This is a genomic window from Mesorhizobium sp. M7A.F.Ca.US.006.01.1.1, from assembly GCF_003997935.1.
Classification (GTDB): domain Bacteria; phylum Pseudomonadota; class Alphaproteobacteria; order Rhizobiales; family Rhizobiaceae; genus Mesorhizobium.
Map to the genome: position 1 here is coordinate 1 of NZ_RZQL01000114.1, position 21,903 is coordinate 21,903.

The following is a 21,903-nucleotide window of genomic DNA, read 5'->3' on the forward strand; positions in this document are numbered from 1 at the left end:
ATCAAGGACGGGGCGGTCAAGCTCGCCCCGTTCACCAACATGCCCGACGACGTGAAGGCGATGGCCGAAGCCACCGAGAAGAAGATCGCCGGCGGCTGGAACCCCTTCACCGGGCCGATCGCCAAGCAGGACGGCACGCCGTGGCTGAAGGACGGCGAAGTCGCTGATGACGGCACGCTGCTCGGCATGAATTTTTATGTGAAGGGTGTCGACGACAAGCTGCCGCAGTAAGCAGCGCAAGAGATCGAATGAAGAGGGCGCCGCGAGGCGCCCTTTTTCATTCGGCGGGCTGTGCTCCGGCAGAGGCGCGACGAAACCGCGCCAGGCCAGCATCAACCGCGTGGCCGAGCCAAATCCTGAGCAGCCGCTGCGCGGGTCGCTCGCAGCTGCGCCAGATCGCCCACGAAACGAAGAGCATGAGCGCGATGCAGCCGAAGGCGGAAAACCATTTGCCGACAAGGGGCGTTGCGGCATCGATGGCGAGATAGCCGATCTCCTGGTGCAGCAAATAGAGCGGATAGGTCAGCCCGCCCAGCGCCAGGGTGAGCGCCGACGGCCGCAGACGATTGCGCAGCAGCACCGCGCCGATCAAGGCCGCGTGCATGACGACATTGGCGACGACGAGATTGGCCGACGAAACGGCAATGCCGTAGTGGCCAAGCATCCAGTGCTGCGTCACAGATAGTGTTCCGCAGGAGATCAGGAACGCGGCGGCAAGCAGCAGCATTGCAGGCAGTGAACGGCCATGAGCATGCAGGTGGTGGACCAGCACGCCGGCGGCGAAGAACGGTCCGAACTCGGTGATGAACAGCAGCCTGGCGGCGCCGCTGCCGATGAAGAACTCGTTCAAGGCCGAGATCGCCAGCCAGATGAAGATCAATTCCAGCTTGCGTCTCTGAAACAACCCGGTGAACAGGGCCAGCGTGATCCATCCGTAGAACACCAGCTCAAGAACGATCGACCAGTAGACGCCGTCCATGAAGGGCTGGCCGAACGCCGGCGCGAACATCGACAGATTGGCGGCATACTGAACGAAAGAGGCCGAAAGCAGCGGCGACCCGGCAAGGAAGACAATCGCGAAGGTGATCGTCATGCAGAGCAGGAAGCCCGGATAGAGGCGAACGAACCGCGCGACCGCAAACTGGTCCCAACTGCGGTTTTCCGCCGACCAGGCAATGACGAAACCGCTGATCAGGAAGAACAGATTGACGCCGAGATAGCCGTAGAGGGCGAACGGTGCCGCAAGCGGATAACCCTCAGCCAGAATGCCCTCGGCAGCCGCGCCGCGAAAGAAATAGTGGAAGAACACGACAGCCATCGCCGCGACCAGCCTGAGCAGGTCCAGCGTCGCGATGTAATTTTGTTCCGCCGGTCTGGTATTCATCCGCATTTCCCGCATCTACGGTCAGCAAACCATAGAGCGTATCGCGGCTGAGCGGGTTAAGACGGTTGAACTATCGCCGAATGTAGTAAATACGGCCCGTCAGACCGCCGAACCATGAAGGTCATAGGCATCGGCATGGTCGATCTTGACAGTGACGATATCGCCTTGGCGCAGCGGGCGGCGCGACTGGATGTGCACCGAGCCGTCGATCTCGGGCGCGTCGTATTTGGTGCGGCCCTTTGCCGACGTGCCGTGCGCCTCATCGATCAGCACCGGCAGGCGCTTGCCGACCTTCTTGGCCAGCTGCGTCGCCGAAATCTTCTGCTGGCGCTGCATGAAGCGGTGCCAGCGCGCCTCCTTGATTTCCTGCGGGACCTGTTCGAGACCGAGATCGTTGGAGCGGGCGCCGCGGACCGGCTCATATTTGAAGCAGCCGGCGCGGTCGATCCTGGCTTCATCGAGCCAGTCGAGCAGCATCTCGAAATCGTCATCCGTCTCGCCGGGGAAGCCGACGATGAAGGTCGAGCGGATGGCCAGATCCGGGCAGACCTCGCGCCAGCCGCGAATGCGCTCGAGCGTCTTTTCGCCATGCGCCGGCCGGCGCATGTTCTTCAACACCTGCGGCGAGGCATGCTGGAACGGGATATCCAGGTAAGGGAGGATCTTGCCCTCAGCCATCAGCGGGATGACGTCGGCGACATGCGGGTAGGGGTAGACATAGTGCATGCGCACCCAGATGCCGAGCTTGCCCAGTTCCTCCGAAAGGTCGAGGAATTTCGCGCGCACTTCACGGTCGCCGAACAGCGACGTCTGGTACTTGATGTCGATGCCGTAGGCGCTGGTGTCCTGCGAGATGACAAGCAGCTCCTTGACGCCGGCCTTGGCCAGTTTCTCGGCTTCGCGCAGCACATCGGCGGCGGGTCGCGAGACGAGGTCGCCACGCAGTGCGGGAATGATGCAGAAGGTGCAGCGGTTGTTGCAGCCTTCGGAAATCTTGAGATAGGCGTAGTGGCGCGGCGTCAGCTTGACACCCTGCGGTGGCAGGAGATCGATATAGGGGTCGTGCGAAGGCGGTGCGGCCTCATGGACCGCAGCCATCACGCTCTCATAGGCCTGCGGCCCGGTGATCGCCAGCACATTGGGGTGCTTTTCGCGAATGACGTCCGGCTCGGCGCCCAGGCAACCGGTGACGATCACTCGGCCGTTTTCCGAAAGCGCGGAGCCGATAGCGTTGAGCGACTCGTCGCGTGCGGAATCGAGAAAGCCGCAAGTGTTGACGACGACGAGGTCGGCGCCGTCATGTTTGCGCGCGATCTCATAGCCCTCGGCGCGCAGGCGGGTGATGATGCGTTCCGAATCCACAAGGGCTTTCGGGCATCCAAGACTGACAAAACTCACGCGGGGAGCGGACATAGAGGGTTTCCGGGCTTTTCAAGATTGCCGGCGCAGTACCACACTTATTGCGGCATGGGTATGGGCAGGGCCGCGATGCGGCAAAACGCACGGCGATCTTGCTTCCACGGAGTGAAGACGCGGATGTCCCCGAGACTCAGCTGACCGCGTTGTTTACATGTGGCCAGACTTCCACCGCCCCACGATAGACCATGTCCAGCGCGACATAGAGTATGATCAGCAGGCCGACATAGGCGATCCAGCGGTGGCGATGCAGCAGCTTGGCAATGAAAGTCGCGGCCAGCCCCATCAGCGCGATCGACAGCACGAGGCCGATGACCAGCACCGGGAAATGATCACGCGCCGCTCCAGCCACCGCCAGTACGTTGTCGAGCGACATCGACACATCGGCGACGACAATCTGCAAGGCAGCTTGGCCAAGGGTCTTGCGCTTCGACTTGCCGGCGACCGCCTGGTCACTGTTGAGGTCCGAATTCGACAGCGCCTCGGTCGCTTCCAGCTCGTCGGCATGTGACGTGCGCAGCTCGCGGTACATTTTCCAGCAGACCCACAGCAGCAGGATGCCGCCGGCCAGCAGGAGGCCGACGATCGCCAGCAGCTTGACGGTAACGGCGGCAAAACCGATGCGCAGCACCGTTGCCGCAATCACGCCGATGAGGATCGCCTTCTTGCGTTGGTCAGCCGGCAGGCCGGCTGCGGCAAGGCCGATGACGATCGCATTGTCGCCGGCCAGCACAAGGTCGATGGCGATGACCTGGAGCAGGGCGGTCAGGCTGGCAGCGCTGAAAAAAATGTCCATCGACCGGAAGCCCTTGCTGATTTTGCCGAGTGTTCGTCGATTATCCAGAGGCCCTAACTTGGTGGTCCCTTGGCGTCAAGGGATCACGCGTGGCGGCATCACCGAAGCATCGTTGCGTCAAGCCGGATTCAAGGTTCGCGGCACTCGCTGACAGCAGGCAAAACCATGCCGATCACAAATCAATCGTAGAGATTATACTTTGCCCAGTCGGCTTCCGGTATCTCGTCGCCGATCCGGTAGCGGAGCTGCAAGACTTCCATATGGTCCGGTGCGGTCTGGCACTTGAATTTCAGCCTGTACCACTGCCCCTTGCTGCGAAACGCAGCACCCGGGCTCTTGATGGCATCGGCACCCATCTCGGGCGTCGCAAAGGCGTAGGCGACGACGCGATCGGCTTTGAACTTGCGATCGTCATGGGTGATGCGGTCGAGCACTTCGGCGTCGCAACGCTGCTCAAGGCGAGTTTGGGGATCGAGTTTCATCAGGCCGGCGCGCAATGCATTGTCCATCGCGCTGGCTGGAAAACTCAGTGTCACTAACGCCAAGGCGGTCATGCAGAGCTTCTTCATGGGCGGGACAAGCAACATATTTTGTCGGATAAATCAACCAAGGGGACGGTCCCGGACCCCGCAGGCATCATCAATCAAATGGTCGCTTCGTTCAAAATTGCGTGTCGGGATTCATCGTGCGACGCCTGCGGCCAACGGACCAAAGAGGCACGGCCGGCATCGGTAAGATCGTAGAGGCCGCGGTCGACGCGCGCGAACCAGCCATAGACATTGTGCTGCAGTATCTTGGGCGCGATCGGCGTCACCGCCTTCAGATCCCGCGGCCGCCTGGGGCCATCCACCATGGCGGCAGCGCAGGCGAGGGCGCTTTGGCGATAGGCGGTCATGATCGGATTGCGCGATCCTCCTCCGGCAACGGGATCGCCGCGACGGCGCTGGTGCTCGTCGACCAGGCGAGAGCGCCGGCGGGCATTCTTGCGCGGCGCCAGCGCGATCGGGCTGAGAAGCACCTCGACCCGGTCCGTCGCGGTCACGCCAAGCAGGCCGAAACCAAGCCGGCGGCAGAGATTGCGGAACCTGGCATCGCTTTCGCGTCCCTTGCCGCGAGCCGACATCCGCGCGGCCAGCCACACCTCGTCGCAGGCCGCCGCGCGATCGACACCTTGCAGCACCAGTTCGAGATTGAACTGCAGCTTCAGCTCGCAGATGACGACAACTGGCGGCTCGCCCTCGCGCAATGCAACAACATCGCAGCCGCCGATCTCGCCCTTGACGACAAAGTCGAGGCTTTCGAGGAACCGCTTCACCGGCGCATAGAGTGAGGTCTCGTTCATGCCTCGAAGGTTTAGCCGATTCGGGGCGAAAAGCCTTCCCGTTCGGCGTTCTACGGCCCGAAAGCGGACCGGCGTGGATGCCGCACCGTCGGGCCAGCCGTCAGGCTTCGGTGTTCGGCACCGCCCGGTTCGGCAGCTTCCTGCGGCGCAGGAGCGGATAGCCGATCTGGCCGAAATAGGTGGAAGGGATCGGATCGTCGACGCCGTACTTGTCCGGCACCTTGTCACCGGTGGGATTGTAGGTGCCGAACAGCATGTCGAGGAAAGGCAACTGCCCGGCGAAGTTCTTGTCATAGGCTTCGCGCTGGTTGGCATGGTGCCAGCGATGGAACTGCGGGCTGGCGATCAGCCACTTCAAGGGGCCGAAGGGAATCCGCACGTTTGAATGCACAAGCAGCGTATGTCCAAGGTAGAGAGTCGAAAAGACGGCGATCGACGCTTCCGAGAAGCCGAGGAAAAAGATCGGCGTCAGCGATATTGCCTTTGTGACGATGGCGTCGACGGGATGATTGTGGAAGGCCCCGAGCCAGTCGAGTTCCTCAATACCGTGGTGAACGGCATGGAACTTCCAAAGCGCGGGGATTTTGTGGAAGGCCCGATGTGTCCAGTAGACGCCGACATCGGTGATCACGATGATTTCGGCAACCTGCAGCCAGACGGGCTGGCCACTGACGGCCTGCGTTATCGCTTGCGGGACCAGGAGTGCAGCGGCACCGAGCGCGCCTGCCGCCATCATGACGATGGCCAGCTTTATGATGAAGCCGTTGAACAGCAGATAGATCAGATCGACAGCGAACCCCTTGCGGAAGATCTTCTGCGGCCGCTCGGCAAACAGATGTTCGAACGGAATGAAGATCAGCGCGCAGATCAAAAGTGCCTTGATACCGAAGATATCCATCGATTCGCCTCTGCGCGCAGTCTGCGCCTCTGAGAGGAACCACATCTCCCTTTCCAAAGGCTAAAGGCCTCTTGCGTAGAGGCGTCGGCAAACGCGGATTGTGTCTACGCTATACCCCTCCAAAATGAAGGCTGATGTCTGACCGCAGTCGCTAATGCCGAATTGCACTGGCGGGACGCTTCGTCGCCTCTCGATTACAGTGCGACAAGTAAGCAAGGAGACATCCAATGCCCGACCAGCCGCTCCGCATCGGTAGGAGCGGAGCATAGGCTCCGCCCCGGTCCGGATGTTTAGTTGCGCGCAGAATCGAGTTGCTCGTTCTTGGTGACGACTTCCTGGGCTTTGAGATAGCTCTCGATGAGCAGCGCATAGGCCGGGAAGATTTTTGTATAGACCTCGGCCCATTCCTGGGCGTCCGAGCGATTCCAGGTCTTCTGCAACTCGGAAGCGACCGCCGCCGTATCCATTGGGACGACACCGGCCTGCACGACGCGAGCAAGCGTGATCTCCTCGGCCATCTTGGAATAGGTGCCGGATGCGTCGATCACCGCGAACACCTTGTAACCGTCTTGCACCGCCGCAATCGCTGGGAACGCCATGCAGACGCTGGTAATGGTGCCGGCGATGATCAAGGTCTTGCGGCCAGTCGCCTTCACCGCCGCCACGAAATCAGGATTGTCCCAGGCGTTGATCTCGCCCTTGCGTGCCACATATTGCGCATGCGGCGCGTTCTGATGGATTTCCGGGATCAGCGGCCCGTTCGGGCCCTGCGGAACCGAGGCCGTAGTGATCACCGGAATCTTGCTGAGTGCTGCCATCCTGGCCAGCGCGGCGGCGTGATTGCGCAGCACCGGCATCGGCATGTCGCCGATCGTCTGGAACAGGCCGCTCTGATGGTCGATCAATAGCATAACCGCGTCGTTTGCATCGATGGTCGGCTTCTGACCGTTGAAGTTTGCTGGGGTGCTCATAGCCTTCTCCTGATTGTTGGGTTGGGTTGGAAGTGTGGGAATAAACGCTCCCCGAGATTGGGCGCGTTGGCCGCCGGCCGGGTCAGGCCCGAAACTGGCGGCATCGCGTCAGTCGGGGATGTGTCCGAACTTTCCGCTCTGGAAATCGACCATCGCCTGACGGATCTCGTCGGCCGTGTTCATGACGAAGGGCCCGTGCATGACGACAGGCTCGTCGATCGGCTCACCGCTGAGGATCAGCAAGGACGCATCGCTGTTGGCTTCCAGACTGATCTCGCCGCCCTTGCGATCAAGCAGGACGAACTGCGCTTCGCGGGCAACGGCGTCGCCGTTGACCTGGATCGCGCCCTTCAGCACAATCACCGCGACGGTGTGGCCTTCCGGCAAGGCGAACGAGGCCGCGCCATCCTGGTTGAGCCGCACATCCCAGACATCTATGGGAGTGAAGGTGCGGGCGGGGCCGTGCTTACCTTCATACTCGCCGGCGATGACCCGCAGCTTGCCAGCGCCATTCGGCAGTTCGACCGACGGGATGTCCCGGTCGAGCAACGTCTGGTAGCTGGGTGCGATGTTCTTGTCCTTCGCCGGCAGGTTGACCCAGAGTTGAACCATCTCGAACGGTCCGCCCTTGCGGGTAAACGCCTGGGAATGGAACTCCTTGTGCAGAATACCGCCGGCCGCTGTCATCCACTGGACGTCGCCAGGACCGATCACGCCACCCTTGCCAGTGGAGTCCCTGTGCTCGACCTCGCCCTTGTAGACGATGGTCACGGTCTCGAAGCCGCGATGCGGATGTGTCTCAACACCACGCGGCTTGTCGGTCGGCGTGAATTCGGCTGGACCCGCATAGTCGAGCAGCAGGAACGGACTGACATGCTCGCCGTGGCTGGCATGCGAGAACATCGAGCGGACGGGAAATCCATCGCCGACCCAATGTCCGCGCGGCGCGGTGTAGACGCCGAGGATTTTTCTCATGGTGCTTCTCCTTTTCGCCGAGCCTTTGCGGCTGGTTAGGTTGTGAGGAACATATGAGCAGGCCAAATCTCGCGGTAGACGGCAATACTGTGCTACACTGTCCTGAAAATGGGACAATGATGCAGCATGCAGGACCTGAACGATTTGCGCTTCTTTGCCCTGGTCGTGGAGCAGAACGGTTTTGCCGCCGCCGCTCGTAAACTCGGTATCCCGCGATCCAGGCTGAGCCGCCGTATCGGCCTTCTGGAAGAACGTCTCGGCGTACGGCTGGTCCATCGCTCGACCCGACGTTTCGCCGTCACCGAGATCGGCCGGGAATATTACCGGCATTGCGTAGCGATGACGGTAGAAGCGGAAGCGGCTCAGGAGTCCATCGACCGGATGCGGTCCGAACCGCAGGGCCTCGTGCGTGTAAGCTGCCCATCATCGATGATCTATTTCCAGCTCGGCGACATGATCGCCCGCTTCATGGAAGAGTGCCCAAAGGTCGAAGTTCTGCTGGAGAGCACAAACCGCCGGGTTGACGTGATCCGTGAAGGATTCGATCTCGCCATACGAGTCCGCTTCCCGCCGCTGGAGGACAGCGGCCTCGTCATTCGCAAACTGGCCGACAGTCCGCAGCGCCTGGTCGCCAGTCCATCGCTCACGCAGGCGTTCGCTCAACCTCTCGTTCCGACTGACCTGTCCGCGCTGCCGAGCCTCGCATGGGACCCCGCCAAGCTGGAGCATGAATGGCGTCTCTACGGGCCCGACGGCGCTGTCTCGACAATTCGGCACAGACCACGTTTCGTTACGGAAGATATGGTCGCGCTTCGGCTTGCGGCGTTGCGCGGGGTCGGGGTGTGCCAGTTTCCAACCTTCGTCGTTGAAGAGGATCTACGGACGGGACGGCTGATCGATCTGCTGCCGGATTGGGCACCGAAGGCCGGCATCATCCATGCGGCGTTTCCATCCCGAAGAGGCTTATTGCCGTCCATCCGGACGCTGCTGAATTTCCTCGCAAAGGGATACGCCGCCCTCGGTCAAGACAAGGAGATACGCGTTCCGTCAGGGCCAGTTGGCACTGTCGACTCACCGGAAGAGTTCTAATGGCGGAGGAAGTGTCTTCCAAACCTACGTCCGCCATCGTCCGCTAATATACCAAAAACCCGTTGATTCCCTTGGCTTTACGGCGTTCTGCGTTTGCAGTCGTCCGGTCGAATCCGCTAACATCGTGCATCGAAGTTAGGAACGGAGTTGCAGGGAATGGTTCGCTCACTCAACTTACTGGCCGAAACCACCATCCGGGCTAAAGGCCTCAAGGCAGGGCGGCATAGCGACGGCGGCGGGCTCTATCTGTTGGCGAAAAAGGAAGGCACGAAGTCCTGGACCTTCGTACACTTCAAAGGCTCTGGAAAGGGCCGTCAGTGGAAGGAAGTGGGTCTCGGCTCTTACCCTTCCGTCTCTCTGAAGGATGCGCGCATCGCCGCCACTGATTGCCGGGACCGTCTGCGCCGTGGCCTCGATCCGATCGACACGGAAGCCAAGACCGAAAAACCGACATTCGCAAAGTGCGCCGAAGACCTGATCGCTGCTGTCGGCAAGGGCTGGCGCAACGCCAAGCACAAGGCACAGTGGGAAATGACCCTCGGCGATGCCTACTGCAAGTCGATCCGCAAGAAGCCCGTGGACGAGGTGGACACGGCCGACATTCTGGAGATCCTGAAGCCGATCTGGTTCGAGAAGCCGGAAACGGCGCAACGGCTGCGTGGTCGGATTGAGCGGGTCTTGGATGCGGCGAAAGCTGCCGGTCATCGATCGGGAGAAAACCCGGCCTTGTGGCGCGGTCACCTGCAACACCTCCTGGCTAAGCGCAAGAAGCTGTCACGCGGGCATCATGCGGCGATGCCCTACGTTGATGTGCCAGCGTTTGTGAAGCGCCTGCGGGCGTCTGAGGCTATGTCGGCGAAGGCGATGGACTTCCTCATCCTGACGGCTGCGCGCTCGGGCGAAGTGCTGGGCGCCAAGTGGCCCGAATTCGATCTGGACGAAAAGGTCTGGACTGTGCCGGCTGATCGCATGAAGGCCGGCGTCCTTCATAGGGTGCCATTGACTGATGCCGCCCTGGCTATTCTGACGCCTCTCTACGATGCGCGCGTGTCGGACTATGTCTTTCCTGGCGAAAGCAAGCGAGCTGTTGAGGTGCCGTTGTCGGTCATGGCGATGACGATGCAGATGCGGCGCATGGAAGTCGGACATTTCACACCGCACGGGTTCCGGTCTGCCTTCCGCGATTGGGCCGGCGATGAGACCAGTTTCCCGCGTGAGGTCGCCGAAGCAGCACTCGCCCACAAGGTCGGCGACGCTGTCGAGAATGCCTATCGTCGGTCGGATGCGTTGGAGAAGCGCCGCAAGCTAATGTCTGCTTGGGCAAACTTCCTGAACGCCACCGGATCAAAAGGAAACCTTCGGGTTGTTCAATAAAAGCCGTGGTAATTCCACCGGCTTGCGCTGGCGGTTGTTGACTTGCGCTTGCAAATCAACGAGATTCATAACGTGTTCTGTTGACACTCGGAAAAATCAGTTTTGAGGGACCTGGTCCAGCTTAGTTAGCTTGGCCGCACTTGCAGAAGCCTCTCCCAAGAGGCTCGCGCCCTGCTGTTTTTCTGTCATCCTTTTGAAATCCAGAGAAAACAGCGGCTCTTAATGGCTCTCGATCGGCCTTTGGCTTATCGGGAACGAATGCCGAACGTCTGTGTGGACAACCTGTGGATAAACATCGCCTAACCATCTGGAATACAAAGACAATAAAATGTCGAGGGATAACCGAATTTAGGGGTCGCACGGCGAGTCCTCATTCCGCTATAATCCGTACGAAATCGCGGGCGTGTTTTGACGCGTAACCAAAGAAGGAAATGCAAATGGAAGTAAGCCCAAACGCTTTTACCGTGGCGGGATTTTGTGCCGCCTTCGGTGTAGGCCGCTCGCTGCTTTACGAGGAAATGCGGGCCGGCCGCATTCCCTACAAGAAGGCCGGCAGGAAGACCCTGATCCGCAGGGCAGATGCGGAAGCTTGGCTCGATAGCCTTCCCGAAGGAAAGAAGGAAGCGTGAGCGGTTTGCAGACCACTCACGCCGATCTGATCCCGATAGTTTTTCACAACCCCTTCAAGATTACGAATGGAACCAGACAATGAATGACATAGCAGGGCATGCCTTCCAGGCAAAATCAAATCCGGTGCTGCCGCCGAAGAAGTCCACAGTCACGGTTCGTATCGAGCCGGATGGCCGCACGGTCACACTCGACGGTCGTGCCGCGTGGATGATGCGGGAACTGGTGAAGGTCGGCAAGCGCGGCGTCACCACGCTTGAGCTGCCTACCGGAGTTCGCGTTTCCCATTATATCCTGCTGCTGAGAAAGGCGGGCTTCACCATCTCGTCGCCACGTGAAGCGCACGGTGGGCCGTTCCCATCTACACATTCGAGATATAAGCTGGAGACTTCCGTCACCATCCTCGAAGACTTGAGCGCCGCTGCATGAGCGCTCAATCGGGCAATACTCAAAGCCCTGTCGACCTCGCCGCCTCCTGGCTGGCTACAGGGTCGGCTGATCGGACAAAGGCGATTATCCCGCAACTTCAGGAACGGTTCTCCCTGCCGCTCAAAGACGCGGTCGAGGCCTGCCGGCAAGCGGCGCTGATACGGGCGAGGGCTCACTAGATGAGCATCGCCGCCAACGCTGCCAAGGCGCGGCATCGCGCCAACCGGACAGGCAAGCTGAAAGTCGGCCGGTGCATCCTGGCCGACAAGCCGAAGCGCACCGGGCCGTTTCAAATCAACAATGCTCGTGTGCGTGAGTTGGAACGGATCATTACCAGCCGATACGGTGTGGTCTTGCCCGAGACCGACGACGCGGACCTGTTCATTGAGGTCGCCGCGTATTCGCTCAATGCCCACTGCCAGAGCAAGGGGCTCGATCTGGATAAGGTCTTGGCCGACTGGTGCCACCGCTGGGCGCCGTGGGCCTTGCAGCGGGCGGGAACAATCATCCGCCCGATTCTCAACATGCTAGTTGGCCGCAAGTACCAGATGAAGGCCGACGAAGCGGCCCGCAAGATTTGCCTGACCCTGTTGGAACGGACGGCGCTCGAAATCAAAACGATGGGGGCCTGCGATTTTTCGGCCCGCGTCCGCAAAGGCATTGCCAAAGATGTCAAACGGTCGGGGGATCGGTCGAGGCAGACGGCAAAGCGGCGCGCGCGGGGTGTCGAGCCTCGCGAAAGCTGGCTGGCCAAAAATTCTCTGTCCAAAAGTCGACCATGGGATGCCGAGCGGATTTCTCGCGCCCAATGGTATCGGCGCTTTCGTGAGACGGGTCCGTCGCTAGTAGGTTTGTCTACCAAAAGCGACACACTTGTCTCATCGGTGCCAGTCGACCCGTCGCAAGAGGCCCCCTCACGGGGTCCAAGCTCGCTCACGCTCGCAAAAAAATCTATCGTCATCGGGGCCGAAGGCCCGCCCGTAGGGCGGAATGCGGCGCTGGCCTCGGGCTCGGCGGGTGTCGTCGTGGCGCTGCCGTCAAAGCCCCTTCCTTCCCTCAAAAGCAGACATGGTGCCGTAAACACCAACGGCGGCGCCGAACAGTGCGACGGGGACGAAGTGCTCAACCGTATGGGAGCAGCGAGTTAGATGGAACAGAACCCGACCAAACCGGCATCGATCGTTCCCTTTCCTCTGCACCGCAACATTCGTCTGGTGCGCGAAACCATCGGCGTTCTGGAAAGGCGCCACGGTCTCGCGGCTGATCGCTTTTGGCGGTCGACAGTTCGCCAGCAAATAGGGCGGCTGCAAGTCTGCGGCATCCATGACCGCAGCGTTATCAACGACCAAATCGAAAAGTTCGCCATGGTCGTCTTCGACGCACTGCGCTCGTCGGGGGCTCAACGGGATGGGGACGCGGCATGACGAAGAAGATAACCCCGCAAGAAGCATTGGCCGGGCTCGATGCGCTCGCCGAAGAACGGCGCGCCTCGGCGCATGTCTCGCCAACCGCCGGCACCGAGGCCGAACCGGACGATGATGAAGATGACGACCCTTGGGCAATCGACAGCGAGGAAATGGTGATCCGCGAACAGAGGGCTATCGCAGTCTATATGAACCAGTTCGGCGGGTTGGTGATCCGCCAGGAGAGAGATGCCGCCTTCGAGAGGGATGACCATATCGTCGTCCTGACCACGACGAGTGCCGCCTACAAAGTCTTGAAGGCCATGGAAAAGGTGCTCGAAGAGATGAAGGAGCACAACAAAAATGGCGGATGACTCCTTCGACCTAACGGACGAACAGTTGGATCGCATGGCCGAAAAGCTGCTGGCGGGCTGGAAGCCGGCGTCGGCGCTCACTGGCCTGGATGCTCAAGAATTGCGGATGGCGCAAAGGCTGCTCGGCCGCTCGAACAGCGAACGGCTGGCAACTACCGGGCGCGCTGAGCGGTTCCGATATCGCCGGCCGAACCACGTCATCGAATATTACCAAGCCGGCTGGGGGTGGCAGGTCGATCTTCTGGAGAACGGCCGGCGCCAGACCTTCAAGGCTGAGTTGAGTGATGAGCAACTAAGGATTGTCCTGTCGGCGATCCGCGCAAAGGGTGTGACTGTCCGGCAGTTCGAAACTGAAGGCGAGAAACTTGACCGGCTTGAACGTGAGCGGCGCCTCGAAGCCAATCCGACCAGGTTCAAGGAGAGGCCGAAAAGCGAGCGGTTCGACATACTCTACGAAGTGATGGATATCCGCCCATGAGCGACCGTAGGTGGCGAAAGGGTCACGTGACCGCCAACGTGTCACGTGATGTAACGTTACCAGCCGTTACGAAACTTTCCGGCGAGGACATTAAGGTCCCCCTTGGATTGGTGCTTTACGCTGACGGCTGCTGCGAACCGAATCCTGGTGCGGGTGGTTGGGGCTTCGTCGCCTATCGCGACGGGGTGGAGATCCATTCCGCAAGCGGGGGTGATCAGGACACCACAAATCAGCGGATGGAACTGACGGCTGCACTGGAGGCGCTGCGGTGGCTGTCTCACAACGTTGACGGCCAGGCTGCAAACGTTGGCGCCCGGCTGATCTCCGACAGCATGTACACCGTAACGGGTTGTAACGAATGGCGCCATGGCTGGAAACGAAACGGCTGGAGCCGCGGCGGCCCGAACGCCAAGCCGGCGAACCGTGTCATCGCCAATCTTGACCTATGGCAGATGTTGGATGGCTCACTGATTGCTCATCCCATCGCGCTGGAATGGTGCAAAGGCCATGTCGGTATTATCGGCAATGAGCGGGCCGACGAGCTTTCGCTGATAGGGCGTGGAATGGTCGTTGAGCAGCCGCCGACAGCACTCGATCTCATCCGCCAGCAACTCGACTACTCGGCGAGGATTTAATGGCGCGAAGGAAAAAGCGTTTCGACGATGTCCCATTCCGCGAGAAGAGGCCAAAGCCGCAGTCTCGCCGCACGACGCAGGAAGAACGGCAGAAGGGCAGGGCGAAGCAGCCGGCCGCTGTCGCAAAGCTGAGGCGGGCAGACGGTGGAAAGGACGGCGCCAAGGTCTCAGCAGTCAAAATTCGCATATCAGGCAAGCGAAGTGAGCTGCAGGCGATCCGGTCTCGTCCAGGCACATTCGAGTGGCGCTATGGCCGGAAGAAGCAAGACGCGCTTTTCCACGCCGGCAGTCATCTTGCCGTTCTGTGGGAGCGGGCCGGGATCGCCGTGGCGAGTTCGGCAAACTTTTTGCGCGGGACTGGATCGGGTTACGCTACGGGGATATCAGATGGAAGGGTTGCAGCCATCGACAAGCTTAAGGGCTTTGTCGTGGTCATGGGGCAGGCTCCGTCTGAGCGGTTGATTGACTACTGCGTAACCGGATTGACCACCGCGCAGATCGCGATGAAGCACGGGGCAAACGAGCGAGAAATGGCGCCGGTGCTGCACCACGATCTACGGACCTGTGCGCAGCACTTCAATTTTTTGGCGGGTAATCAGCGTTGACTTTCAACGCGAAACCCCCTATTGATTTGCCATTCGCAGAACTGCGCCGAGAGCCCGCCCAAGGAGGCGGGTTTTTGTTTGCGAAAGCCGCCTCGGGTCAAACCGGGCGGCTTTCGTTTTTAGATCAGATGGGCGATGAGCAGAAGCGCGTAAGCCACTGCGATCAGTATGTCCCTCATAGCGTCCTCCTTTCTTCACCTATGAGGGAAGAAAGCACTGCGAACAGTTGGCGCCACAAATCAGCACAGCCAAGCAGGCGCGGCTCACCTTCCGTGGCGTCGCAGCTATTATTCAAAGGGATCGGTTGTTCCGCCCAACTGCAGGGGGGGATGCCTGGGCTTGAAAGAAGCTGACCGGCTTGTCCGATGTCGCCCAGGCGCAAATTCCGTAGGCGATCCCGAAGGAGATCAACAGGGCGGGCAAGATGGGTAAGCGGTGCATGGATCGGCTGGGCCTCTTTGTTGCAGACCCGCCCACAACCCTCTGCAACCTGATCGGTTCGACATAAAATATTTACCGTGTTGGCATGGTTTACGAATGGTTTCGCAGGCCAACACGTAGGCTTGCCACTGTCGTCTTCTCTGGCGGAAACGAAAAAAGCCCGCTGCCGGGAGGAGGTGGCAGCGGGCTCGATTTTCGAAAGTGGCGCGGGAGGAGGTGCACCCCATTCAGCGCCGGCATCGCATCTGGGAGGAGTAGATGGCCGGCAATGGAAATCTACTCGCTGCCCAGCGATTTCTGCAATCGTGGATCGTGCATAGCTGCTGTGCAGATTTGCCGTGCTGTCGCAATCAGCCGTCGGTCGAATTGAGCAATTTGTAAAAGCTCACAACTTTTCGCAAATGCCTGCGCCCGCTCAGACCGGGGAGACCATCAATGCCCGCACCCGCTGGAAACCAGTTTTGGAAGGCCCGTAGCTCACATGGCCGCAGTCCGATCTTCATCGATCCCGAGAAGCTGTGGATTGCATGTTGCGAGTACTTCGAATGGGTCGATGCGCACCCGCTCTATGAGGCCAAGCCCTTTGCGTATCAGGGCGAGGTGAAGATAGAGAACGTAGCGAAGATGCGCGCCATGACGATTTCGGGGCTCTGCATCTTCCTCGATATCGGCCGTGTGACCTGGGCCGAGTACACCAAGCGCGAAGATTTTCAGTACATCACCAGCCAGGTCGAGGATATCATTCGAACCCAGAAGTTCGAAGGTGCTTCCGCCGATCTGCTGAACGCGAACATCATCGCTCGCGAGCTCGGGCTTGCAGACAAATCCGAACTCACCGGCAAAGACGGCGAACCGTTGCCGCTCGTCCCTGTGGTCAATGTCACAGTCCGCAGCAGTTCTTGACCTGGAGCTGCATCCCAAACAGGGGATCGCATTCAACACCGAAGCGACTGAAACGCTCTATGGTGGCGCGGCTGGGGGCGGCAAGTCTCACCTGATGCGCGCGGCTGCGATTACGTGGTGCACCGAAATCGCTGGCCTTCAGGTCTATCTGTTCCGGCGCATCCATGACGATCTGATCAAGAACCACATGGAAGGCCCGCACGGGTTTCGAGCGTTGCTCGCCGGCTGGGTCGCATGTGGCTTCTGCACGATCATCGAGGATGAAATCCGCTTCTGGAACGGCTCGAAAATCTACCTGTGCCACTGCTTCAATGAGAAGGATCGGTTCAAGTATCAGGGCGCGGAAATCCACGTGCTGCTGATCGACGAGCTTACCCACTTCACGGAGAAGATTTATCGGTTCCTCCGCAATCGCGTGCGCATGGTCGGCGTGAAGCTGCCGGCAAAGTATGTCGGGAAATTTCCTCGGATACTGTGCGGCGGCAATCCTGGCGGAATCGGCCATCAGTTCGTCAAGAGCACCTTCATCGACGGTGCGACGGAATACGCGACCTATCGCGTGTCGAGATCAGAAGGCGGAATGCTGCGCCAGTTCATCCCGGCGCGCCTGGAAGACAACCCGTCGATGAACGACAACGATCCCGGTTATGAGGATCGGCTGTATGGCCTTGGCTCTGACGGCCTGGTCAAGGCGATGCGATACGGCGACTGGGATATCGTCGAGGGCGCCTATTTCGACAACTTCGAACGCCGCCGGCATGTGGTGAAGCCCTTCCACATTCCCGAACACTGGACACGCTTCAGAGCCGGAGACTGGGGCAGCGCCAAACCTTTCTGCTTTGGCTGGTACGCCGTGGCCTCCGATGACACGATCATTGCGCCGGGTGTCGTGATGCCTCGCGGTGCACTGGTCAAATATCGGGAATGGTACGGGATTAAGCTGGATAGCTCGGGCAAGTTCATTCCCGATGCCGGCCTGAAGCTCCATGCCGAAGCCGTCGGCGCTGGTGTTCGCCAACGCGACTACGAGGACACGATTTCTTACGGCGTTCTTGATCCAGCGGCGTTCGCCCAGGATGGCGGTCCGTCGATCGCGGAGCGCATGACCAAGGGGACGAACGGAACCAACGGTTCGACCTTCCGCAAGGCAGACAACAAGCGAACGGCTCACCTCGGCGCCATGGGCGGCTGGGATCAGTTGCGCGGTCGACTAACTGGCGACGAAGACGGTCGGCCAATGCTGTTCTTCTTCGAAACCTGCATCCACACCATTCGAACCTTGCCGGCGCTTCAGCATGACGAGGCAAACGCGGAAGACCTGGACACCAAGCAGGAAGACCATGCCGCCGACGAGACGCGATATGCGTGCATGTCGAGGCCATGGGCCGGCAAGAGCAAGGTTCCTGATCCGACAGTGCCGAAAGGCCACGTGAAGCTGCCTGCCCCGCCAGAGGGCACGCGCGGCCGAAGGATTGCCATATGAGCGACGACACCGACGACGATATCGACAGCGCCGCCGACGAGGCGGTCGACCCGTCGCTTAAGCCGAAGGCCTCCAAGGGATGGCTGAAGCTCATCACGGATTTCGAAAAGGCCGGCTTTGCCGACTATCAGACCCGGTGCACCAATATCCAGAAGCGGTATGCCGATCTGGAGCGCTTGGCCAATGCGACCCGCGACCGCGAGTTTCAAATCTTCTGGGCGAACATCGAGGTTCTGAAGCCGTCGATGTATTCCCGGCCTCCGGTGCCTGCTGTAGCGCCACGGTTTCAGGACAGGCGCCCACTCCAGCGCGCAGCATCCGAGCTTCTGGAGCGCACCACATGTGTCACGTTCGACCGCGAAAACATTGATGGCGTGATGCGCCTGGTGCGCGACGACCTGGCCACGCTGGCACGCGGCTGCATGTGGATCCGGTACGAGACCAAGAGCAAGGAAAACGGGTACACGGAATCGGTCTGCATCGAGTTCAAAAACCGACGCGACTTCGCGCACGATCCGGCCCGGAACTGGAAGGAAGTCGACTGGGTGGCCGGCGGCGCCTGGATGACCCGCAAAGAGATGCGCAAGCGTTTCGCAGCGACATCGGGCAAGGCGTATCAGGATGCCGATTTCGCCAAGCGCAAGGACGACAAGAACAACAGCGACGGCAAGCTGAAGGCTCGCGTTTGGGAACTCTGGTCGAAGTCCGAAAACAAGGTGGTTTGGATTTCGCCCGGTGTCGACGTGGTGCTGGACGAAGGCAAGCCGCACCTGAACCTTGAAGACTTCTTCCCGTGCCCTCAACCGGCCTATGGCACGTTGCAGCCCGAAAGCCTGATCCCGGTCCCCGATTACGTTTTCTACAAGGACCAGATCGAGGAAATCAACGACATCACCAACCGCATTTCGGCATTGACCGAAGCGCTTCAGGTTCGCGGCTTCTATCCGGCCGGCGCTGGTGAAATCGGCGATGCGATCGAGGCCGCGGTGAAGACCCGCGATCCGCGCCAGATCATGGTCCCGATCAGCAATTGGGCAGCTTTCGGCAACGGATCGGCGAAGGACACCATTGTCTGGCTCCCGACCGATATGGTGGCCTCGACCATCACGCAGCTCATCGCGCTTCGTAAGGAACTGATCGAGGATATCTATCAGATCAGCGGCCTGTCGGACATCATGCGGGGCGAGAGCAACCCGAACGAGACGCTGGGCGCGCAGCAGATCAAGACGCAATACGGGTCTGTCCGCATCCGGGACCGGCAGAACGAGCTCGTGCGCATTGCCCGTGACGCGGCGCGCATTGTCGCCGAGATCATGGCCGAGAATTTCCAGCAGGCAACGCTGGTCGACATGGCCCAGATGGAGTTGCCGACCGACGCGGATATCGCCAAGCAAGTGAAGCCGCTGGAGGCGCAGGCAAAGGCGATTGAGAAGGAGCTGGCGCAGGCACAGCAAGACCCTGAAGTCGTCCAGATGGCGAAGCAGAACCCGGACGCCGCGCAGCAGATCATGCAGCAGGCACAGAGCCAAATCGCGCAGATTGCCCAGCAGATCGACGAGCTGAAAAAGACCGTCACTATCGAACAGGTGATGGATTTCCTGCACGATCAGAAAATCCGGCCGTTCAGCCTCGACATCGAGACCGACAGCACGATCCAGCCCGACGAGAATGCCGAGAAACAGCGCCGCAGCGAGTTCCTGACGGCATTGGGCGGCACGCTGGCCCAGCTTGCCCCGATGGTGCAGGAACGCCCGGAGACTGCGCCCTTTGCCGCCGAGTTGCTGAAGTTCGCTGTCGCGCCATTCCGGCCAGGTCGCAGCATGGACGCCGCGATCGACGAGTTTGCCGAAAAGATGAAGCAGATGGGCGCGCAGCCGAAGCCGCAACAGCCCGATCCGGCAGCGCTGGCGGCCGAAGCCGACGCCAAGGCGCAGCAACAGAAAATGGAAGCCGACGCGGCGGACCGTCAGGCAGAAAAGCAGATGAAAGCCCAGCTGCACGACATGGCCATGAAGGAAAAGGCGGCTGACATCGAGGCCAAGCAGGTCGACGCAAGGGCAAAGCAGCGTTCGGAAGCCGCGAAGTACACCGCAGAGGCCGCAGCGCGCCGCGATCAACGGTCGCTGGAGCGCATCAAGGTCGGTTTGCCGGACATCGAAGCGCCTGCCGCGCCTTCCTCTCCCGACATCGACGTGGTTGCCGAAATCCAGCGCCAGAACGCCGCCATGATGGGCCAGATGGGTCAGTTCATGGCGATGGTTACCCAGGCGCTTACCGCTCCCAAGCGCATCGTGAAGGGGCCTGACGGCAAGGCCATTGGCGTCGAGACAGTGCAGCCTCAGCAGCAACAGGGAATGCAGTAATGGCAACCACCAGTGAAATCCAAGTTGGCATGGCAGCAATCGCCGCGCGCCTCAGCGATCAGCGCCAGGTGATGATCAAGGTGAAAGCGAATGCCGGATCTGCTTCGGTGGCTCTAGCCGCGATCCCGAACGACTTTGCCGATGTCATCGCCACGGTGACCGCATATGGCACCAGCAACGCGTATGAGGCCACCATCAAGGCGCAGCTCACCAAGATGACGGCGGAATTCAACGCGCTGAAGGCCAAGGCCGATGCTGTCGCTGCCGTGGATCTCAACAGCTAATGTTTGACCAGGGGCAGTTCTACCCCGGCCAGCCTATCCAGTTCATGGAGGGGCTGCTGAACCCGATCATCGGCGTGAACCAATACATGACGTTCTTCTCGGAATACACCGTGGGAACGCAGCCGTCCGATTGGACCAGCAAATATGGTACTGGATTTACAGCATTAGTTCAAACTGTACCCGGTTCCCTTGGGGGTAAGGCTTTACGCTGGACGAAAACTGCCGCTGCAAGACAAGGGTTATCTTGGGATCGCATACCATCGACCGCTGATGTTGAAGTACTTATGAGAGTACGAGCTATTGAAGCATATGCAGTTAGTGATAACTTTTTGGCTATTTATATGAGAGGGTCTGGCTCCACCGGCACCGAAACAGGTTGGCGAGGATCTATCTCTGGAATAGCAACTACTACACTAGCGATCAGTAATCTACATAAGTATGTTTCAGGGGCCGCAACTGTAGTAGGAGTTGGCGGTGATGACATTCCGTCACCAAATTATGCGGTGAATGATTGGTTGTGGCATCGGGCTAGAGTAAACGGCTCAACAATTACTCGTAAAACGTGGCACGATGGCGCGGCTGAGCCTGGAGCGTGGGATGACACCGTATCCGATGCAGCTATTCCGGGAGCCGGTTGGGTTGGTCTTCAGCAAGTTACTGCTAATCCTAATTCCGAATGCGATTTTTTTAGTGTTGGCCTGAACGGCGAAGTGGCTCCAAGCCCATGAGAATCCCATCCGGCAAGATCGACCAGAACATTTACTTCGTCGCCGTTGATAGCGTTGACCTGAAGACAAAGAAGACTGGCCTTACAGGGTTCACCGTCCTGCGCGAGCGCAACGGCCTCAATCGTGCGTTCTACACCACCCCGACCATCGTGGAATTGGATAGCGTCAACTGTCCCGGTCTTTACCGCCTCCTCGTTGATGAAGATACCACCATCGCGGCGGCCTCCGACGCAGAGGAATACGTCGTTCATATCAACGTGGCGGGCATGGCTCCTGTAATCCGGGTTGTTGAGCTATTCCGCCGCGACACGACGAGCGGCCGAACCCAGCTTGTAGACGCCAATGGCAGGGTTGATGTTTCGGCAGTCGCCGGCACTGCGCAGACCCCGCGGGACATTGGTGCAAGCGTGCTTCTGTCGTCTGGCGCCGGAACCGGCCAGATCAGCCTTACGGCGGGCGTTGTGGCCGCGAATGCTACTCAGATTGCTGGCGCGACGGTGAATACCGCAGCAGCCCAGCTTGGCGTGAATGTGGTCAATGCCGGCGGCACAGCGTGGAATTCGGGAGCGATCACTTCCAACACCTTTGCAGCCGGCGCTCTCACCGCCGCCAAGTTCGCGGCCAACGCGCTCGATGCCGTTTGGTCGACCACCACGCGCATCTTGACGGGCGGCACGAACATTGTCCTGACCAAGGGAACTGGAGTGACCGGCTTCAACGATTTGGACGCACCGGGCGTGCGAACTGCCGTCGGGATGGCTTCGGCCAATCTCGACACTCAGCTTGCGGGCATCAGCACCAAGACGGCCAATCTGCCGCCTGATCCGGCAGACGCTTCCGATATCGCGGCCGCCTTCGGCACGGTGAACGCCAATGTTGGCACCATGAACGGCACGGTCAACGCC

Annotated in this window: 24 protein-coding genes and 1 pseudogene; 17 read left to right on the forward strand and 8 right to left on the reverse strand. The window is 60.0% G+C overall.

Features of this window, described 5'->3' with window-relative positions; translation table 11 throughout:
* Window positions 1-231, forward strand: a pseudogene (locus EN943_RS20060) (BMP family ABC transporter substrate-binding protein); the annotation flags it as partial.
* Between the two features lie 46 nt (window positions 232-277).
* Here EN943_RS20060 and EN943_RS20065 read toward each other — a convergent pair.
* From EN943_RS20065 to EN943_RS20100, 8 genes are all read right to left on the reverse strand, one after another.
* Entirely contained in the window at window positions 278-1,384 is a 1,107-nt protein-coding gene (locus EN943_RS20065) for an acyltransferase (protein WP_127414315.1), read from the reverse strand.
* Window positions 1,385-1,483: 99 nt separating this feature from the next.
* Entirely contained in the window at window positions 1,484-2,797 is a 1,314-nt protein-coding gene (gene rimO / locus EN943_RS20070) for a 30S ribosomal protein S12 methylthiotransferase RimO (RefSeq protein ID WP_127414316.1), read from the reverse strand.
* A 136-nt stretch (window positions 2,798-2,933) separates the two neighbouring features.
* Window positions 2,934-3,596: a TerC family protein gene (locus EN943_RS20075; protein ID WP_127414317.1), complete on the reverse strand. Its 663-nt coding sequence runs from the start codon at window positions 3,594-3,596 to the stop codon at window positions 2,934-2,936.
* A 179-nt stretch (window positions 3,597-3,775) separates the two neighbouring features.
* Window positions 3,776-4,183 (reverse strand): DUF930 domain-containing protein, encoded by a 408-nt coding sequence (locus EN943_RS20080; protein ID WP_164778275.1) that lies wholly within the window; start codon window positions 4,181-4,183, stop codon window positions 3,776-3,778.
* A gap of 56 nt (window positions 4,184-4,239) precedes the next feature.
* Window positions 4,240-4,938, reverse strand: coding sequence for a DUF2161 domain-containing phosphodiesterase (locus tag EN943_RS20085; protein ID WP_127414319.1), 699 nt, complete (start codon window positions 4,936-4,938; stop codon window positions 4,240-4,242).
* 100 nt (window positions 4,939-5,038) lie between these two features.
* Window positions 5,039-5,836, reverse strand: coding sequence for a sterol desaturase family protein (locus EN943_RS20090; protein WP_127414320.1), 798 nt, complete (start codon window positions 5,834-5,836; stop codon window positions 5,039-5,041).
* Between the two features lie 290 nt (window positions 5,837-6,126).
* On the reverse strand, window positions 6,127-6,807 hold the full coding sequence (locus EN943_RS20095; RefSeq protein ID WP_127414321.1) for an isochorismatase family protein: 681 nt from the start codon (window positions 6,805-6,807) through the stop codon (window positions 6,127-6,129).
* A gap of 108 nt (window positions 6,808-6,915) precedes the next feature.
* The gene (locus tag EN943_RS20100; RefSeq protein WP_127414322.1) at window positions 6,916-7,782 is read right to left on the reverse strand and encodes a pirin family protein; all 867 of its coding nucleotides are present in this window, start codon (window positions 7,780-7,782) and stop codon (window positions 6,916-6,918) included.
* A gap of 126 nt (window positions 7,783-7,908) precedes the next feature.
* Here EN943_RS20100 and EN943_RS20105 point away from each other — a divergent pair, with 126 nt between their 5' ends.
* The 16 genes from EN943_RS20105 to EN943_RS20185 all read left to right on the forward strand — a co-directional run.
* Complete coding sequence (locus EN943_RS20105; RefSeq protein ID WP_127414323.1) at window positions 7,909-8,871, forward strand: LysR substrate-binding domain-containing protein; 963 nt, start codon at window positions 7,909-7,911, stop codon at window positions 8,869-8,871.
* Between the two features lie 156 nt (window positions 8,872-9,027).
* Complete coding sequence (locus tag EN943_RS20110) at window positions 9,028-10,245, forward strand: site-specific integrase (protein ID WP_127414324.1); 1,218 nt, start codon at window positions 9,028-9,030, stop codon at window positions 10,243-10,245.
* Window positions 10,246-10,682: 437 nt separating this feature from the next.
* Entirely contained in the window at window positions 10,683-10,874 is a 192-nt protein-coding gene (locus EN943_RS20115; protein ID WP_127414325.1) for a helix-turn-helix domain-containing protein, read from the forward strand.
* 79 nt (window positions 10,875-10,953) lie between these two features.
* A complete protein-coding gene (locus EN943_RS20120; protein WP_245475915.1) occupies window positions 10,954-11,301 on the forward strand; it encodes a hypothetical protein in 348 nt (115 codons plus the stop codon).
* A gap of 179 nt (window positions 11,302-11,480) precedes the next feature.
* A complete protein-coding gene (locus EN943_RS20125; RefSeq protein ID WP_127414326.1) occupies window positions 11,481-12,449 on the forward strand; it encodes a hypothetical protein in 969 nt (322 codons plus the stop codon).
* Window positions 12,450-12,725: a DUF6074 family protein gene (locus EN943_RS20130; RefSeq protein ID WP_127414327.1), complete on the forward strand. Its 276-nt coding sequence runs from the start codon at window positions 12,450-12,452 to the stop codon at window positions 12,723-12,725.
* Window positions 12,722-13,078 carry a hypothetical protein gene (locus tag EN943_RS20135; protein ID WP_127414328.1) on the forward strand — a complete coding sequence of 119 codons (357 nt, stop codon included), beginning with the start codon at window positions 12,722-12,724 and terminating at the stop codon, window positions 13,076-13,078. Before EN943_RS20130 ends, EN943_RS20135 begins: the two co-directional genes overlap by 4 nt.
* 34 nt (window positions 13,079-13,112) lie before the next feature.
* A complete protein-coding gene (locus tag EN943_RS20140) occupies window positions 13,113-13,556 on the forward strand; it encodes a hypothetical protein (protein ID WP_127414329.1) in 444 nt (147 codons plus the stop codon).
* Window positions 13,553-14,191, forward strand: a complete 639-nt coding sequence (locus tag EN943_RS20145; protein WP_127414330.1) for a ribonuclease H — start codon at window positions 13,553-13,555, stop codon at window positions 14,189-14,191. The genes EN943_RS20140 and EN943_RS20145 overlap by 4 nt, the downstream gene beginning before the upstream one ends.
* Window positions 14,191-14,796 (forward strand): hypothetical protein, encoded by a 606-nt coding sequence (locus tag EN943_RS20150; protein WP_127414331.1) that lies wholly within the window; start codon window positions 14,191-14,193, stop codon window positions 14,794-14,796. The genes EN943_RS20145 and EN943_RS20150 overlap by 1 nt, the downstream gene beginning before the upstream one ends.
* A gap of 876 nt (window positions 14,797-15,672) precedes the next feature.
* Window positions 15,673-16,140, forward strand: a complete 468-nt coding sequence (locus EN943_RS20160; protein ID WP_127414333.1) for a DNA-packaging protein — start codon at window positions 15,673-15,675, stop codon at window positions 16,138-16,140.
* Window positions 16,115-17,623, forward strand: a complete 1,509-nt coding sequence (locus tag EN943_RS37680) for a terminase family protein (RefSeq protein WP_164778276.1) — start codon at window positions 16,115-16,117, stop codon at window positions 17,621-17,623. The genes EN943_RS20160 and EN943_RS37680 overlap by 26 nt, the downstream gene beginning before the upstream one ends.
* Window positions 17,620-19,986: a hypothetical protein gene (locus EN943_RS20170; protein WP_127414334.1), complete on the forward strand. Its 2,367-nt coding sequence runs from the start codon at window positions 17,620-17,622 to the stop codon at window positions 19,984-19,986. Before EN943_RS37680 ends, EN943_RS20170 begins: the two co-directional genes overlap by 4 nt.
* Complete coding sequence (locus tag EN943_RS20175; protein WP_127414335.1) at window positions 19,986-20,270, forward strand: hypothetical protein; 285 nt, start codon at window positions 19,986-19,988, stop codon at window positions 20,268-20,270. The genes EN943_RS20170 and EN943_RS20175 overlap by 1 nt, the downstream gene beginning before the upstream one ends.
* Entirely contained in the window at window positions 20,270-20,998 is a 729-nt protein-coding gene (locus EN943_RS20180; RefSeq protein WP_127414336.1) for a hypothetical protein, read from the forward strand. Before EN943_RS20175 ends, EN943_RS20180 begins: the two co-directional genes overlap by 1 nt.
* Window positions 20,995-21,903 (forward strand): hypothetical protein (locus EN943_RS20185; protein WP_164778277.1); only part of this gene is annotated, 909 nt, incomplete at its 3' end. The genes EN943_RS20180 and EN943_RS20185, both read left to right, overlap by 4 nt.

What these genes read in the sequence shown, in the direction of transcription:
- EN943_RS20135 (WP_127414328.1), top strand. Translation starts at nt 12,722, where the DNA reads ATGACGAAGAAGATAACCCCGCAAGAAGCATTGGCCGGGCTCGATGCG.
- EN943_RS37680 (WP_164778276.1), top strand. Translation starts at nt 16,115, where the DNA reads ATGTCACAGTCCGCAGCAGTTCTTGACCTGGAGCTGCATCCCAAACAG.
- EN943_RS20105 (WP_127414323.1), top strand. Translation starts at nt 7,909, where the DNA reads ATGCAGGACCTGAACGATTTGCGCTTCTTTGCCCTGGTCGTGGAGCAG.
- EN943_RS20075 (WP_127414317.1), bottom strand. Translation starts at nt 3,596, where the DNA reads ATGGACATTTTTTTCAGCGCTGCCAGCCTGACCGCCCTGCTCCAGGTC.
- EN943_RS20150 (WP_127414331.1), top strand. Translation starts at nt 14,191, where the DNA reads ATGGCGCGAAGGAAAAAGCGTTTCGACGATGTCCCATTCCGCGAGAAG.
- rimO (WP_127414316.1), bottom strand. Translation starts at nt 2,797, where the DNA reads ATGTCCGCTCCCCGCGTGAGTTTTGTCAGTCTTGGATGCCCGAAAGCC.
- EN943_RS20065 (WP_127414315.1), bottom strand. Translation starts at nt 1,384, where the DNA reads ATGAATACCAGACCGGCGGAACAAAATTACATCGCGACGCTGGACCTG.
- EN943_RS20080 (WP_164778275.1), bottom strand. Translation starts at nt 4,183, where the DNA reads ATGTTGCTTGTCCCGCCCATGAAGAAGCTCTGCATGACCGCCTTGGCG.
- EN943_RS20120 (WP_245475915.1), top strand. Translation starts at nt 10,954, where the DNA reads ATGAATGACATAGCAGGGCATGCCTTCCAGGCAAAATCAAATCCGGTG.
- EN943_RS20085 (WP_127414319.1), bottom strand. Translation starts at nt 4,938, where the DNA reads ATGAACGAGACCTCACTCTATGCGCCGGTGAAGCGGTTCCTCGAAAGC.
- EN943_RS20115 (WP_127414325.1), top strand. Translation starts at nt 10,683, where the DNA reads ATGGAAGTAAGCCCAAACGCTTTTACCGTGGCGGGATTTTGTGCCGCC.
- EN943_RS20130 (WP_127414327.1), top strand. Translation starts at nt 12,450, where the DNA reads ATGGAACAGAACCCGACCAAACCGGCATCGATCGTTCCCTTTCCTCTG.
- EN943_RS20160 (WP_127414333.1), top strand. Translation starts at nt 15,673, where the DNA reads ATGCCCGCACCCGCTGGAAACCAGTTTTGGAAGGCCCGTAGCTCACAT.
- EN943_RS20090 (WP_127414320.1), bottom strand. Translation starts at nt 5,836, where the DNA reads ATGGATATCTTCGGTATCAAGGCACTTTTGATCTGCGCGCTGATCTTC.
- EN943_RS20140 (WP_127414329.1), top strand. Translation starts at nt 13,113, where the DNA reads ATGGCCGAAAAGCTGCTGGCGGGCTGGAAGCCGGCGTCGGCGCTCACT.
- EN943_RS20100 (WP_127414322.1), bottom strand. Translation starts at nt 7,782, where the DNA reads ATGAGAAAAATCCTCGGCGTCTACACCGCGCCGCGCGGACATTGGGTC.
- EN943_RS20180 (WP_127414336.1), top strand. Translation starts at nt 20,270, where the DNA reads ATGTTTGACCAGGGGCAGTTCTACCCCGGCCAGCCTATCCAGTTCATG.
- EN943_RS20110 (WP_127414324.1), top strand. Translation starts at nt 9,028, where the DNA reads ATGGTTCGCTCACTCAACTTACTGGCCGAAACCACCATCCGGGCTAAA.
- EN943_RS20170 (WP_127414334.1), top strand. Translation starts at nt 17,620, where the DNA reads ATGAGCGACGACACCGACGACGATATCGACAGCGCCGCCGACGAGGCG.
- EN943_RS20175 (WP_127414335.1), top strand. Translation starts at nt 19,986, where the DNA reads ATGGCAACCACCAGTGAAATCCAAGTTGGCATGGCAGCAATCGCCGCG.
- EN943_RS20125 (WP_127414326.1), top strand. Translation starts at nt 11,481, where the DNA reads ATGAGCATCGCCGCCAACGCTGCCAAGGCGCGGCATCGCGCCAACCGG.
- EN943_RS20095 (WP_127414321.1), bottom strand. Translation starts at nt 6,807, where the DNA reads ATGAGCACCCCAGCAAACTTCAACGGTCAGAAGCCGACCATCGATGCA.
- EN943_RS20145 (WP_127414330.1), top strand. Translation starts at nt 13,553, where the DNA reads ATGAGCGACCGTAGGTGGCGAAAGGGTCACGTGACCGCCAACGTGTCA.